The organism is Paraburkholderia silviterrae, assembly GCF_004353915.1.
In the GTDB taxonomy this organism is placed as follows: Bacteria; Pseudomonadota; Gammaproteobacteria; order Burkholderiales; family Burkholderiaceae; genus Paraburkholderia; species Paraburkholderia silviterrae.
The window spans coordinates 260,171-274,668 of sequence record NZ_SMRP01000010.1 but is presented as its reverse complement, the minus strand read 5'-3'; the positions used below and the strand labels follow the sequence as shown (position 1 = coordinate 274,668).

Below are 14,498 nucleotides of genomic sequence, written 5' to 3'. Positions count from 1 at the left end.
GACGCAGTGGACCACTAACCTTTAATCGGAGTGGCTCCGGGGCGTCTGTCGCCACTCGCCCTCCGCCGGAGTGACAAAGGACTCATCCATCCGGCGGCGCTGCGCGCACCGTGGGGCATAACTAAAACCGGTGGGACGTGCACGTTTTCGTAGGACTCCAGTGTATTCGTTCGGCCGTACCCTCGCGCATTCGCCGGGCAGCACGTCCGGTTTTTCTTGCAGACCCTTCCGCCTGCGCGTAGCGCGTGGCGGGAAGGATGAGCCCCTTGTCACTAAGGCTGAATGTGCGAGGAGACGGATGCCCCGGAGCCGCTCCGATTTACAGGGCAGTGGTGGACTGCGTCACACTGGCGGTTTGAGCCGCTTTCTTTTGCCTACTTTTCTTTGCGGCTGCAAAGAAAAGTAGGTGCCGCCCCGCACAGGGGCAACGCTTGCGGCCCGCCGCGAATACAAGGAAATGCCAACGCCGCTCAGAACCACCTTCAATCAGGCGTGGACGACCGCGCTCCACGTTCAATAGCACTCCAGATCACGCTCACGATCCCCGGCAATTCGCGTCGGTCAGCGGCGCCTGCACCGTTTCAATCGTCTCGATTTTTTCCCGCTCCAGCAGCGGATACGCAAGCGCACAAATATGCGACTGAATCCTTACGAGGTCGCGCAGCACATCCAGATGCAACGAGCTCGATGCAATGCTGTCCGGCAGCCCCTCGCGCAACCGATCGAGGTGCCGGTCGCGCGCTGCACGTTCGAGCCGCCGCAGCGCCTGCTTGTCGGCGATAAGCTGCTCGGCGGTCTGCGTGCGCCCGGAAACGAGCAGTGCCTGGGCACGGTGGAAGCTGCCGGTCACCGACCGATGCATCATGCGCAATTCCTCGGCCCCCTCGGGCGAAAAGCTCAACTGCATCTTGATCTTTTTCTGCGCGATTTCCAGCAGGTTCTTGTCGATGATGTCGCCGATATGCTCGAGGTTGATCACCGCCGTCATGATCGCCGAGGCCCAGCGCCGGTCTTCTTCGCCGAGCGGCTCGCGCGTGATCTCCGTGACATAGTGCTTGATCGCGTCGTGCAGCATGTCCACGGTGTCGTCGCGGCTCGCGAGGTCGCTCACCGCGCGGCGGTCGTTGGCGAGCAGCACCGGCACGCTCGAGCGCAGCATCGCCTCCACCACCTCGCTCATGCGGATCACTTCGCGCGCCGCGCAGGCGAGCGCCTGTGAGGGCGTCTCGAGCACGCCTTCGTCGAGGTAGCGGGGCGCGTCGGAATCGTCGGCAGTGCCAGGCGCGGGCAGCAGCCGTTCGAGCAGCCGCGCCACCGGGTCGAGCAGGCCGATGAACACGACCGCGATGGCCACATTCAGGCCGGTATGGAAGTTGGCAATCGCGCGGCTTGCGTCGCCGGGCAGGCCGTCAAGCCACTGCCCGAGCGGCGCGCAGGCGCCAAGCATCAGGATGCACACGCCGCCGCGCAGCAGCAGGTTGCCGGCCGGCAGACGGCGGCGGCTGCGGTCGTCGCCTTTAGCGGCTTCGAAATACGGGTTCAGCGCGCTGCCCACGTTCGCGCCCAGCACCATGGCGATTGCGCTGTCCATGGGGATCGAATGCATGTTCGCGAGCGACATCACGAACAGCACGACCGGAATGCTCGAATGCGCGGCCCACGTGAGCAGGCACGCGAGCGCGGCGTTGAGGACGGGCTCGCCGGCCAGTGCGCCAAGCACCGTGCGCAGCGCGGGTGCGGATTCGGCGGGCTGCACGGTCGAGACGAGCAGCGTGAGCGCGAGCAGCATCAGGCCGAGGCCGATCGAGGCGCGGCCGATGTCGCGGTTGCGCGAGCCCTTGCCCTTCTCGAACAGCGCCATGCCCACCAGCAGGCAGGCGGGCGAGATCCAGCTCAAGTCGAGCGAGAAGGCCTGGACGATGAGCGTCGAGCCCACGTTCGCGCCGAGCATCACGGCGAGCCCCGTGACGGGCCGCATCAGCCCACGGGCCGCGAACGACGACGCGATCATGCCCGTTGCCGTGCTGCTCTGCAGCGCGCCGGTAATGGCGAGCCCCGCGCAGAACGCGTTGAAGCGGTTGCCGAGGCTCTTCGCCATGAAGCGCTTGAGCGAGGCGCCGAACGCGCGCATCAAGCCCGACTCGACCATATGCAGGCCCCAGGTGAGCAGCGCGACGCCACCCGCGAGATGAAGCACGATCAGGACCATTCGGCGCCTCCTTGGAGTTGTTTGTTTTCGCCTGCGCAATCTGTGTTCCAGCCGCAATTGCCCTCCTGCAATTGCGGCCTCGAGTATCTTCAGCCCATTACCGCACCGCCGCCTTGTTCGAGATGCGCGAGAGCCCGAGCAGCACGAAGAGCGTGCCCGCGCCAAGGACCATCGTGAGCGTCGAGGCATCGAAGATCGCACCGCGGTCGGAGAGCGCGAAGATGCCCACGGGCAGCGTCACCCATCCCGGCGGATAGATCATCAGCGTGGCGCCGAGCTCGCCCATCGAGAGCGCGAAGCTCAGGCTGAACGACGCCAGCAGGTAAGGCGCGACGAGCGGCAGCGTCACACGCGTGAGCTCGTAGAACGGCCGTGCGCCAAGACTCTCCGCCACCTCGCCGTACTCGGGCGCGACCCGCGAGAGCCCCGCCGAGACGTTGCCGTACGTGAACGCGGAGATCAGCAGGAAGTGCGCGAGGAACACGATCGTCGCCGTGCCGTTGAGCAGCACCGGCGGCTGGCTGAAGGCCACGAGGAGCCCGAGGCCGATCGAGACCGACGGCACCGCGCTCGGCACGAAGAAGATCACGTCGAGCACGCGCTTGGGGATGCCCTTCATGCGCCGCAGCGCGAGCGCCGCCCACGTGCCGCTCACGAGCGCCGCGCCGCTCGCGAGCGCGCCGGTGAGCACGCTCACGCGCAGCAGGTCGGCGGAATCGCCGTGCAGCGCCCGCGTGTAGTGCGCGAGCGTGAAGTGGCTCGGCAGGATGCCGTTCCATTGTCCGCTCACGCTCGCGAGCGCGATCATCGCGACCGGCAGACCGTAGATCGCGCAGAACAGCAGCGCGGTGGCGCTCCACGTCGACACTCTTGCCCACTTAGCCCAGAGCAGCACGGCGACCTCCGAAAAGTGACACGACTGTGCGGTAGCAGGCATAGAGCCCGAGCGACAGTGCGATGTTGATGACGGCAATCACGCAAGCGGTGGTGTAGTCGAACTCCTGGATGGCCTTGCCGTAGATGAGCAGCGGCAGGGTGATCACGTCCTTCGCGCCGATGAACAGCACGATGCCGAACTCGTTCACGGTGAGCAGCAGGCAGAGGCTCCCGCCCGCGAGCAGGGCGGGCAGCGCGGCCGGCAGGATGATCTGCCGGATGATGCGCAGCGGCTTCGCGCCGAGGCTGCTCGCCACTTCGATCTGCGCGTTGTCGATCTGCGAAAAGCAGGCGAGCAGGGGCCGCATGATGAATGGCGTGTAGACCGTGATCTCCGAGAGCACGACGCCCCACTGTGTGTACAGGAAGTCGACGGGCGGCAGATTGAGGTGGAAAAGCGCCATCAACGATTGATTCAGGAGTCCGGCCGATCCGTACACGAACGTGAACGCGAGCGCGACAAGAAACGTCGGCAGCGCGATGAACGTGTCGATCAGGCGTCCTACGAAACGCGCCCCCGGAAACGGCACGAACGCGATCACGAGCGAGAATATGAAGCCGAGCACGAGACAGCCCGCCGACGCGCAGACGGCAATCGCGATCGTGTGATACAGGCCGCTCAGGAACTGCCGCGAATGCAGCACCGTCGTGAAGTTCTCGAGCGTGAGCGTGTGCGTATCGCCGCCGAGCGCCTGCGCCACGATGAGGCCGAACGGGTAGAAGAAGATCGCCGCGAGCACGACGAGCGGCGGCGCGATCCACAGGTTGCGCGAGAGCGCACCTGAGCGGCCGGCGCGCGCCGGCGGCGCCATCACCGGGGTAGCGATATCAGCCATGGCCTTCGACCTCCGGGACGAGCGTGACGTCCGCAGCGTCGAAATGCACGGGCAGCACGGCACCCGGTTCGGGCGGGCTCGAAATCGGCGCGCGCGTGAGGCGCAGGGTCTCGTCGCCCACTTCGAGCACGATGCTGTGCAATTCGCCCAGCCACTGCACGCTGCGCACGATGCCCGTCACGCAGTTGGTCTTCTTCGGGCTCGGCTCGAAATGCAGGTCGTGCGGGCGCACGCATACATAGCACTCGCTGCTGGCGGTCAAACCATGATGGTTGCGCCCTTCGACTACGAAGTCGCCGCAGCGCACCCGCGCGAAACCATCGGCGAGCGGTTCGAGCTGGCGCGCCGGCAGCACGTTCGCGCGCCCGAGGAATTCGGCGGCGAAGCGGTTCGGCGGATGCCGGTACAGCCCCTGGGTGTCGCCGTAGGCGACGAGCTTGCCGTCGCGCATGATGCCGATGTGGTTCGCGAGCGTGAGCGCCTCGGTCTGGTCGTGCGTCACGTACAGCACGGTCAGCGAGGGCAGGCTGCGGTGCAGCTTCGCGAGCTCGTCGAGCATCGAGCGCCGGATCTGCGCATCGAGTGCCGAGAGCGGTTCGTCGAGCAGCAGCACCTGCGGGCGGATCGCGAGCGCGCGGGCAATCGCGACGCGCTGCTGCTGGCCGCCCGACAGCTCGCGCGGATAGCGCTTCGCATACTTCGACATGCCCACGAGGCCGAGGCATTCGGGCACGCGGGCGCGGATCACATCGGCGTTTTCGCCGCGTGCGCGCAGCCCGAACGCGACGTTGTCCTCCACGCGCATGTGCGGGAACAGCGCGTAGTTCTGCACGACCATGCCGATGTTGCGCGCATAGGGCGGCAGGCGCGTCACATCCTTATTGCCGATCACGATGCGTCCCGCGCTCGGCTGCACGAAGCCCGCGACCGCCCGCAGCGCGGTGGTCTTGCCCGAGCCCGAAGGGCCGATCAGCGCGACGATCTCGCCGGGCTTCACGGTGAGTGTGAGCGAGTCGAGGATCGTCTGCCCGCCGTACGCGACCGATACGTTCTCGAAACCGATACCGCTCGCGCCTTGCGCGAGAGCGGCCGGCACCGGGGAGGCCTGCTGCTGAGGCCCCCGTTCCATGGTGAGGGAATTGGCCATGAGTTGCTCGTTCAGTTGCTCGAAATCGCGTGGTTGTACGTCGCCACGTCGGACTTCAGGTCGCGCATGACCTGATTCCAGTCGGGCACCCAGATGTCGACGCCTTGCAGCGTCGCATTGAGCGTCTTGAAGTTGTTGTCGGTGGGATGCACGTCGGTGCGCACCGGCATGCCGTAGGCGGTCTTGCTGACCTCTTGCTGGGCTTCGGCGCTCAGCAGGAAGTCGATCAGCTTCTTGCCGTTCGCGGCATGCGGCGCGCCGTTGACGAGGCCGACGTAGTAGGGCAGCGAGAACGTGGTGCGCTTGCCATCGGGGCCGGCCGGGAAGAACACCTGAATGTTCGGGTTCTCGCGCATCTGCGAGAGGTTCATCTGCAGGTCGCCGTTGGCGACATACAGCTCGCCCTTGTTCACGAGCGCCGTGAGCTTGCCCGTGGAGGCGGACGGCCCGAGATTGTTCACCTGGAGCTTGCGCAGGTAATCGAAGCCGCCGTCTTTGCCGCCGAAGGCATGAAACGTTTGCAGCATGAGCGCGGTGCCGTCACCCGCCTGGCCCGGCGTGGAGTACTGCACCTTCTGCTTGTATTGCGGCGCGAGCAGGTCCGCGTAGGCCTTGGGCGGCGCCTTGAGCACCGCCGAGTTGTAGATGAAGGTCGGGTAGTTGTCGACCATCGCGACGTACATGCCCTTCGGGTCCTTGTCGCGCGCATCGATCTTGTCGGCGCCGGCCGGCGTATAAGCTTGCAGCAGGCCATCGGCGGCCGCCTTCTGCATGAACGGCGGGAGCGTCACGAGCACGTCCGCCTGAATGTTCGACTTCTCCTTGCCGAGGCGGTCCACCACGCCGCTCGAACCGGCCTCGATGTATTGCACCTTGATGCCCGTTGCCTTCGTGAAGGCCTCGAACTCGTTGCCGAACCAGCTCGGCGAGCCGTCGTGAAGACCGTCCGCGCTATAGATGGTCACGACGTTGGATTGCGCGTAGACGGGGGCCGCTGCGAGGGCGAAAACACAGGTCACCGCGGCGATCAGTGGAGTCTTCATATCCATCCTTCCTTGCGTTGGGTTCGGATGCTGGAAAAAGCTCTTGTGGCCGCGCTTCTGGCGGCGTGCGTCGCTTGTCTGCAGGTGCTGCCGTGTGACAATGGCGTGACAATGTTGCCTGTTCGAATTATTTGAAACCAGCCAGGGTTACTGCGCGGCCGTGCATGGAACCCCGTCCAGGCACAGCCGCGAATGCCTCACTCCCACGGCATCGACCACGTCCTCACGTTGGTGTAGCTCTTCATTGCCTCGACCATGCCCTCCTTGTACCCATTGCCCGAATCCTTGATGCCGCCGAACGGCGACATCTCCGTGCGATAGCCCGGCACTTCCCAGACGTTCACGGTGCCCACTTCAAGCTCCTTGACGAAGCGCGTCATGTAGTCGAGCCGGTTCGTGCAGATGCCCGAAGACAGGCCGTAAGCCGTCGAGTTGGAGATGCGGATCACCTCTTCGAGGTTGTCCGGCACGCGGATGATCGGGATCACCGGGCCAAACGTTTCTTCGCGCACGAGCTCGCAGTCGTAGGGCACGTGATCGACGACCGTGGGCGCGAAGAGGGCGCCACGGCGCGGTGCGCCATACAGCACGCGCGCGCCGTGCGCCTCGGCGTCGGCCACGCGGCGCTCGAAGAGCTGCGCGGCGGCCTCGTTGATCACGGTGCCCACGTCCACGCTCGGGTCCATCGGGTCGCCGCACTTGAGCTTCTTTGCGTGCGCAAGCACCCGTTCAACGAAGGCGTCCGCCACGCTCTCCACCACCAGGATGCGCTTGACCGCCGTGCAGCGCTGGCCCGAGTTCTTGGTCGCGCCCGTGACCGCGAGCTGGGCGGCGCGCTCGAGGTCGGCGTCCTCCATCACGATGAGCGGGTCGTTGCCGCCGAGCTCCAGCACCGTGCGGCGGTAGCCCGCGTTTTGGGCGATGTACTTGCCCACGCGCACCGAGCCCGTGAAGGTGATGAGGTCGCAGCGCGGGTCCGTGATCATGGAGTCGCCCATGGTGCGCGGATTGCCGGTGACCACGCTCAGCATGTCGGGCGGCAGGCCCGCTTCGTAGAGCACGTCGGCGAGCGCGAGCGCGGTGAGCGGCGTGAGCTCGGTGGGCTTGAGCACGACGCGGTTGTTGGTGGCAATGGCCGGCGCGAGCTTGTGGCTCACCATGTTCAGCGGGTGATTGAACGGCGTGATGGCCGAGATCACGCCGAGCAGCGGCAGGCGCGTCGTGAAGATCTTGCGGTTCTTGCCGTTCGGGCTGATGTCGCACGAATAGACTTCGCCGTCGTCCTTGATGGTGAGCTGCGCGGCGAACGACCAGACGTCGTAGGCGCGGCTCGCCTCGTAGAGCGAGTCCTTCCAGCACAGCCCCGACTCCGCAGTGATAAGGCGCGCGAAGTCTTCCTTGCGGTCGCGCAGCGCCTCTGCCGTGGTCTGCAGGATGCGCTGGCGCTCGAAGCGCGTGAGAGACGGCTTGACGGCATGGGCTTTGGCAAAGGCTTCCTGCACATGCTCGGGGCGGCCGGCGGGCACGGTGCCGACCACCTCGTTCGTGTACGGGTTCAAGACTTCGATCACTTCGTCGGTCGTGACATGCCGGCCGGCGATGCGCATGGACTCCTGCTTGAATGCGGGTTTGGTCATGACATTCATCGCATACCTCGTTGCGGGATCGCGTGAGTTTCCCGGTGACTGTGCTGTGGCCTGGGCGCGCCGTCCGCGAAGGCGGGCGGCGGCACGCAGGATGTGTTCGGTGCGTTCGGTTCCTGTAGTGCGTGTGGTGCGTGTCGTGCGTTTGGTGCCTGCAGTGCTTGCAGCGCGTTCGGCGCTTGCAGCGCCTGCAGTGCTTGAGTCCGTTAAGCGATGGCGGTCTGCACCACGCAGTTCAGCGCGACGTCGAAGATGTCGAAGTTGCGCAGCGCGCGGGCTTGCGGCCAGTCGATCTTGCGGTTGACGAGCAGTGGCACGTCCTGCTCCGAGAGCCCGCCATGCGAGCGCAGCGGCTCGGTGAGGCCCGAGAAGTCGTGGCGCGCGGCGCTCGTGCCCAGCACCTTATGGCGCGTGCCGATCACGACGAGGTCGCCGACGCGGTCGGGCGGCAGCTCGAAGCGCTCGCATGCCGCCGCGCTTTCGAGCGCCAGCTCCACGCCTTCGATCTTGCGCAGGCGCTCGAGCAGTGCCGCTTCATCCGCGCCTTCGGGCAAATAGACGGTGGCGAACGAGCCAAGTGCGCCGTGGTGCGCGACGTACGGGTCGGTGATCGGCAGGATCACGCGCGCCTGGCCTTGGCCGACCCACTCGTCGAACAGGTCCTGGAGATAGAGCACGTCGGGCTCGCCGTTCGCGCGGTGCTTGTCGTTCATGCCGTGGTCGGCGGTGATCGCGAGCACGCAGCCGGCCTCGTCGAGCTGGCCCACGTAGCGGTCGAACATCGCGTAGAAGTCGTTGGCCTTCGGCGAGCCGGGCGCGGCCTTGTGCTGCACGTAGTCGGTCGTCGAGAGATACATCAGGTCGGGACGGAAGGTGTCGAGCAGCTTCACCCCCGCCGCAAACACGAACTCGGAGAGATCGGCCGAGTAGACGTCGGGCAGCGGCTTGCCGACGAAGGCGAGCACCTCGCCGATGCCATTGCCCGCGCGCGTCGCCTGGTCGGCCTTTTCCGCGGAGAAGGCGATCGCGCGGCCGCTCGCAAAATCGAGCCCCTTGCCGAGCAGCGTGCGCAGCTTGTCCTTGGCGGTCACGACCGCCACCTTCGCGCCGGCCGCGTGGAAGGTCTCGAAGATCGTGGGGGCGCGCAGGAAGCGTGCGTCGTTCATCATCACTTCTTCGCCGCTCGCGCGGTCGTAGAAGTAGTTGCCCGCAATGCCGTGCACCTTGGGCGGGCGGCCCGTGAGGATGGACAGATTGTTCGGGTTCGTGAAGCTCGGAATCACGCATTGGGCGATGCGGCTCGTGCCCGTGCGCAGCAGCCTCGCGAGATTCGGGGCGCGCCCGGCCTTGACGGCCTCTTCGATATAGGCGGGCTCCGAGCCGTCGAGGCAGATCACCACGACGGGCGCGGTCGGGAAGCGGTATTCGCGGCCATTCACGGCCAGTGCGTTGTCGTTCAGCGTACTCATTGCATTTCCTCTCAAGCGGTTTTGGCGACCGGACCGGTGACACCTACGCCGGCCGCACCCATTTCTTCCAGCACCTCGCCGATCGCGGCAAGCGCCGCACGCATCTCCTTCTCGCCGATGCGGCCGATGCAGCCGATGCGGAACGAATCCGCCACCGTGAGCTTGCCCGGGTAGATCACATAGCCGCGCGCCTTGAGGCTTTCGTAGAACTGCGGGAAGACGAAGCGCGGGTCCTCGGGCATGTGGAATGTGACGATGATGGGTGCCTGCAGGGCGTCGGGCAGCAGCGGCTTGAAGCCGAGTGCGCGCATGCCTTCGAGCAGGATCCGGCAGTTATTGCGGTAGCGCGCGCCGCGCCCGGCCACGCCGCCTTCGGCGTCGAACTCATTGAGCGCCTGGTGGAACGCCACGATCACGTGCGTGGGCGGCGTGAAGCGGTATTGGCTCGTTTTCTCCATGTTGGTCCACTGCTCGTGCAGGTCGAGCACGAGCGTGGTGGCGTTGCCCTGGGTGCGCGAGAGCGCCTCGCGCCGGCAGATCACGAAGCCGAGGCCCGGCACGCCCTCGATGCACTTGTTGGACGACGCCGCGACCGCATCGATATGCATGGTCTGCACATCGAGCGGCAGCGCGCCGAACGCGCTCATCGAATCGACGAGATAGCCCTTGCCGTACTTGTGCGCAAGCGCGCCGATCTGCGCGATGGGGTTCAGGATGCCCGAGGTGGTCTCGCAATGAATCGTGAACACATGCGTGATCGACGGCTTGCTCGCGAGCAGGGCTTCGACTTGCGCGAGATCCGGCGGCGTGTCCTCGGGCGTTTCATGGACCACGGTCTTGCGCCCGGCAATCTCGAGAATGCGCTTTGCGCGCTTGCCGTAGGCGCCGTTGATCAGCACCAGCACCTCGCCGTTCGCGGGCACGAAGGTGGTGAGCATCGCCTCCACGGCGAAGGTGCCTGAGCCTTGCATCGGCACGGTCACCCAGTCGCCGGCGCCGTTGGCGATGCTGGCCAGGCGCGTGAGCACCGAGCGGTTGATTTCGATGAAGTTCGCGTCGCGCGATCCCCAGTCGTGAACCATCGCGGCCTTGACGGTGCGCGAGGTGGTGAGCGGGCCAGGGGTGAGCAGAAGCGGATCGCCGGTTTCAGAGGTGGCGGGCGGGCAAGACGTGGAAGAAGCCGTCATGAGGTGTCTCCGTGAAGGTCGGTTCTGACACTACGTCACTGCATTGTTAAACCCACTTTACGACTTGCAACAAAAACAGTCAATACGCCATAAATTGCCACATACCCAGGAGATATACCGATACGCCGAAGGCGGCGCTTCGAGCGCAAACGGCCAGCGGCGGCGTGCCTGTGCGGCACGCTCGCCGTGTTGGGAGCGCAGAGAAAAGCGGGAATCGATGCGGGGGAGAAGAGGCAGGCGGCGCCGGCCGCCGCGAGGGATTGCGATATGCGAAGGCGCGTCAGCTTTGGCCGCTGGCGACGATCACGCTCCACTGGTTCTGCGCGAACACGCGGGCCATGCGCGCGGGCGGCGGCGCATCGACGATCAGCCCGGCGATGTGCGGCACCGGGGCGATCCGCACCGGCGTGCCTTGCTCGAACTTGCTGTGGTCCGCAAGCACGTAGACCTCTTTACCCGCTTTCATCATGAGGTGCCGCTGCTCGGCGGCCAGACGCGAATAGTCGGTGAATTCGCCTTCGGGCGAGATGCCGCCCACGCCGAGAAACACGAGGTCGCAGCGGAAATGCGCGAGCGCCGCCATGGTCTCGACGCCGAATGCCGCCTCGTCGTTGGGCTCGATGTCGCCACCGAGCATGATGACCTTCACGCCCGGCGAGCGGCATAGCAGCAGCGCGATCGGCAGGCTGTTGGTGATGACCGTGAGGTCGCTGTGGTTCGCGAGCGAGGCCGCGAGACCGAGCGTGGTCGAGCCCGAGTCGATCAGCACGACCATGCCGTTGGCTACGAGCCGTGCGGCTGCCGCGCCGATCGCCGCCTTGCCCATGGCGTTGGCCGCCTCGCGCGTGGCGAGCGACGGCTCGTCTTGCGGCCGCTTCGCGGCGCCGCCATGCACGAGGGAGAGGCGGCCCTGCTCGGCCAGGGTCTTCAGGTCGCGCCGGATCGTTTCGCGCGAGACCCCGAGCGTGGCCGACATGTCCGCGACGCTCACCGAGCCGCTCGCGTCGAGGCTTTGCAGGATGTAATCGATGCGGCCGACGGCGAGACGCCGGTTCAGCAGTGCGGCCGGCGCAACGGGCGGGACTGAGTGGTTATCGGCCATGGTGTCGGTTCTCGGGAAAAGCTCGGGGCCGCCTAGGTGGGGCCGCCCAGGCGGGGTCGGCGAGGTGCGGCCGGCCAGGTGTGGCGCGGCACGCCGTTCCTGGTGCCAGCACGTGTTAAGCCACAAAATACCACAAAATGCCGCGAACTTCGATTCCGCCTGGCGGCTTACGCCAAATGACAGGGGTGGAAAGCCGTGAAATCCGCCACATCGGGAGCAAGCAGCACACCGCGGGCCGACGCTGCCGCGCAGCGGAGCGTGGTCATGACACCACCCGGATAGACGGGATACGCGGTTTCGATGTTGTTTTTTGTTGTTTTATGTTGCATTCTTTGGCTTGTCAAAATTCACTGCCAGAATTCCTCGCCACGTCATTTCCTTTCGCATCGAGGCCCATCCCCATGTCCACTCCAGTTCCCACGCATGCCAAAGTCGTCATCGTCGGCGGCGGTATCGTCGGTTGTTCCGTTGCGTATCACCTGACCAAGCTCGGCTGGCGCGACGTCGTCCTGCTCGAGCAAGGCACGCTCTCGTGCGGCACCACGTGGCACGCCGCGGGCCTCGTCGGCCAGCTGCGCTCCCAGCAGAGCATGACCCAGCTGATCCGCTACTCGACGGCGCTGTACGCCGAGCTAGAAGCCGAGACGGGGCTGGCCACGGGCTGGAAGCAGTGCGGGTCGCTCTCGGTGGCGCGCACGAAAGAGCGAATGACGCAGCTCAAGCGCACGGCGGCCTCCGCGCGGGCCTACGGTGTGGTCTGCGACGTGATCGGGCCGCGCGAGGCCGGCGAGCTGTGGCCCGTGATGCGCACCGACGACCTGCTCGGCGCGGTCTGGCTGCCAGGCGACGGCAAGGCGAATCCGACCGACCTCACGCAGTCGCTCGCGCGCGGGGCCCGGCAGCGCGGCGCGCGCATTGTCGAGAACACGCGCATCACTGCGGTCCACACCGCCCAGACGCCAGCGGGGCGCGCCGCCACTGGCGTGTCGTGGCGCAACAAGGACGGCGAGGAGGGCACGCTGCATGCGGAGATCGTCGTCAACTGCGCGGGGCAATGGGCAAAGGCGGTCGGCCGCATGTGCGGCGTGACCGTGCCGCTGCATTCGGCTGAGCATTACTACATCGTGACCGAGCGCATTGCCGGCGTGCATCCCGATCTGCCGGTCATGCGCGATCCGGACGGCTTCATCTACTTCAAGGAGGAAGTGGGCGGCCTCGTGATGGGGGGCTTCGAGCCCAATGCGAAGCCGTGGGGCATGAACGGAATCCCGGAGAATTTCGAGTTCCAGTTGCTCCCCGACGACTGGGATCAGTTCGAAATCCTGATGGAAAACGCGCTGCAGCGCGTGCCCGCGCTCGAAACCGCGCAGATCCGCCAGTTCTATAACGGGCCGGAATCGTTCACGCCGGACAACAACTTCATCGTGGGCGAGGCGCCCGAGTTGCGGCGCTTTTTCGTGGGGGCGGGCTTCAACTCGATGGGCATCGCCTCGGCGGGCGGGGCGGGCATGGCGCTCGCCGAGTGGATCGTGGCCGGCGAGCCGACCATGGACCTGTGGCCCGTCGACATCCGCCGCTTCGCGCGCTTCAACGGCAACGACACGTGGCTGCACGACCGCGTGAAGGAAACGCTCGGGCTGCACTATGCGATGCCCTGGCCGAACCGCGAGCTCGACACCGCGCGCCCGTTCCGCCGCTCGCCGCTCTATGCGCCGCTCGCGGCGGACGGCGCGTGCTTCGGCAGCAAGATGGGCTGGGAGCGCGCGAACTTCTTCGCGCCGAGCCCCGACGAGGCGCGCATCGACTATGCGTTCGGCCAGCAGAACTGGCTGCCGTGGAGCGGCGCGGAGCACCGCGCCTGCCGCGAGGGCGTCGCGCTCTTCGACATGACCTCGTTTGCGAAGCTGCTCGTGAAAGGGCGCGATGCCGAAGCGGTGCTGCAGGGGATCGTCGCGAACGACGTCGCGGTGCCGGTGGGCTCCACCATCTATTCAGGGTTGCTAAACGAGCGCGGCACTTACGAGTCGGATCTCACGCTCACGCGCCTCGCCGACGATCAGTACCTCGTGGTGACCGGCTCAGCCCAGGCGACGCGCGATCTCGACTATCTGGAGAAGGCGATTCCTGCCGATCGCCATTGCGTGCTCGTGGACGTGACGAGCCAGTACGCCGTGCTCGCCGTGATGGGGCCGCAGTCGCGCGCGCTGCTGCAAAGCGTGTCGAAGGCCGACTGGGGCCCCGAGGCTTTCCCGTTCGGTCAAAGCCGCGAGGTCGACATCGGCTACGCGACGGTGCGCGCGACGCGGCTCACCTATGTGGGCGAGCTGGGCTGGGAGCTGTACGTGCCCGTCGAGTTCGCGGTTGGCGTCTACGAGACCCTGCACGCAGCGGGCAAGGCGTTCGGACTCGTCAATGCCGGCTACTACGCGATCGATTCGCTGCGGATCGAAAAAGGCTACCGCGCATGGGGCCGCGAGCTTTCGCCCGACTGCAACCCCTTCGAGGCCGGTCTCGCCTTCGCGTGCAAGCTCGACAAAGACATTCCTTTCCGCGGCCGCGAAGCGCTCCTGCGTTTGCGTAACCAGCCGTTGCAGCGCCGGCTCGTCGTGCTCACAGCCGTTGGCGCGAGCGAGTGCATGCTGTGGGGCGGCGAGGCGATTCTGCGCGACGGCGAGCCGGTGGGCTCGGTCACGTCGGCGGCTTTCGGCCATACGCTCGGCTGCCCGGTGGCGATGGGCTTTCTGTCGCGCACGGACGGCGCAGTGGACGCTGCCTGGCTCGCTGGCGGACGCTATACGATCGACGTGGCTGGCGAGCAGATCGCGGCAACCGTGCATCTGAGCGCGCCGTACGATCCGCGCGCGCTGCGCGTGAAAGGCTGAGTCGTAGCGCACTGCGGGCACGGTCGATGCAGGCGTGCGGCGGG

Annotated in this window: 11 protein-coding genes; 1 reads left to right on the top strand and 10 read right to left on the bottom strand. The window is 66.3% G+C overall.

Annotation, left to right across the window (positions count from 1 at the left end):
• Positions 1-535: 535 nt before the first annotated feature.
• The 10 genes from EYW47_RS21205 to EYW47_RS40960 all read right to left on the bottom strand — a co-directional run bounded on the left by EYW47_RS21205 (position 536) and on the right by EYW47_RS40960 (position 11,901).
• Positions 536-2,209 (bottom strand): Na/Pi cotransporter family protein, encoded by a 1,674-nt coding sequence (locus tag EYW47_RS21205; RefSeq protein ID WP_133196789.1) that lies wholly within the window; start codon positions 2,207-2,209, stop codon positions 536-538.
• Between the two features lie 97 nt (positions 2,210-2,306).
• Positions 2,307-3,104: an ABC transporter permease subunit gene (locus EYW47_RS21200; RefSeq protein ID WP_133196788.1), complete on the bottom strand. Its 798-nt coding sequence runs from the start codon at positions 3,102-3,104 to the stop codon at positions 2,307-2,309.
• On the bottom strand, positions 3,088-3,981 hold the full coding sequence (locus EYW47_RS21195; RefSeq protein WP_133196787.1) for a 2-aminoethylphosphonate ABC transporter permease subunit: 894 nt from the start codon (positions 3,979-3,981) through the stop codon (positions 3,088-3,090). Before EYW47_RS21195 ends, EYW47_RS21200 begins: the two co-directional genes overlap by 17 nt.
• A complete protein-coding gene (locus tag EYW47_RS21190) occupies positions 3,974-5,128 on the bottom strand; it encodes an ABC transporter ATP-binding protein (RefSeq protein WP_133196786.1) in 1,155 nt (384 codons plus the stop codon). Before EYW47_RS21190 ends, EYW47_RS21195 begins: the two co-directional genes overlap by 8 nt.
• 11 nt (positions 5,129-5,139) lie before the next feature.
• The gene (locus EYW47_RS21185) at positions 5,140-6,171 is read right to left on the bottom strand and encodes a 2-aminoethylphosphonate ABC transporter substrate-binding protein (RefSeq protein ID WP_133196785.1); all 1,032 of its coding nucleotides are present in this window, start codon (positions 6,169-6,171) and stop codon (positions 5,140-5,142) included.
• Positions 6,172-6,368: 197 nt separating this feature from the next.
• Positions 6,369-7,817 (bottom strand): phosphonoacetaldehyde dehydrogenase, encoded by a 1,449-nt coding sequence (phnY, locus tag EYW47_RS21180; RefSeq protein ID WP_133196784.1) that lies wholly within the window; start codon positions 7,815-7,817, stop codon positions 6,369-6,371.
• Between the two features lie 203 nt (positions 7,818-8,020).
• A complete protein-coding gene (gene phnA / locus EYW47_RS21175) occupies positions 8,021-9,283 on the bottom strand; it encodes a phosphonoacetate hydrolase (RefSeq protein WP_133196783.1) in 1,263 nt (420 codons plus the stop codon).
• A gap of 11 nt (positions 9,284-9,294) precedes the next feature.
• Positions 9,295-10,470 (bottom strand): 2-aminoethylphosphonate--pyruvate transaminase, encoded by a 1,176-nt coding sequence (locus EYW47_RS21170; protein ID WP_133196782.1) that lies wholly within the window; start codon positions 10,468-10,470, stop codon positions 9,295-9,297.
• Between the two features lie 280 nt (positions 10,471-10,750).
• A complete protein-coding gene (locus EYW47_RS21165) occupies positions 10,751-11,572 on the bottom strand; it encodes a DeoR/GlpR family DNA-binding transcription regulator (protein ID WP_165976636.1) in 822 nt (273 codons plus the stop codon).
• A gap of 167 nt (positions 11,573-11,739) precedes the next feature.
• Positions 11,740-11,901, bottom strand: coding sequence for a hypothetical protein (locus EYW47_RS40960; protein ID WP_165976635.1), 162 nt, complete (start codon positions 11,899-11,901; stop codon positions 11,740-11,742).
• Between the two features lie 72 nt (positions 11,902-11,973).
• Between EYW47_RS40960 and EYW47_RS21160 the strand changes: the two genes are divergently transcribed.
• The gene (locus tag EYW47_RS21160; protein ID WP_133196781.1) at positions 11,974-14,454 is read left to right on the top strand and encodes a GcvT family protein; all 2,481 of its coding nucleotides are present in this window, start codon (positions 11,974-11,976) and stop codon (positions 14,452-14,454) included.
• Positions 14,455-14,498: the final 44 nt, after the last annotated feature.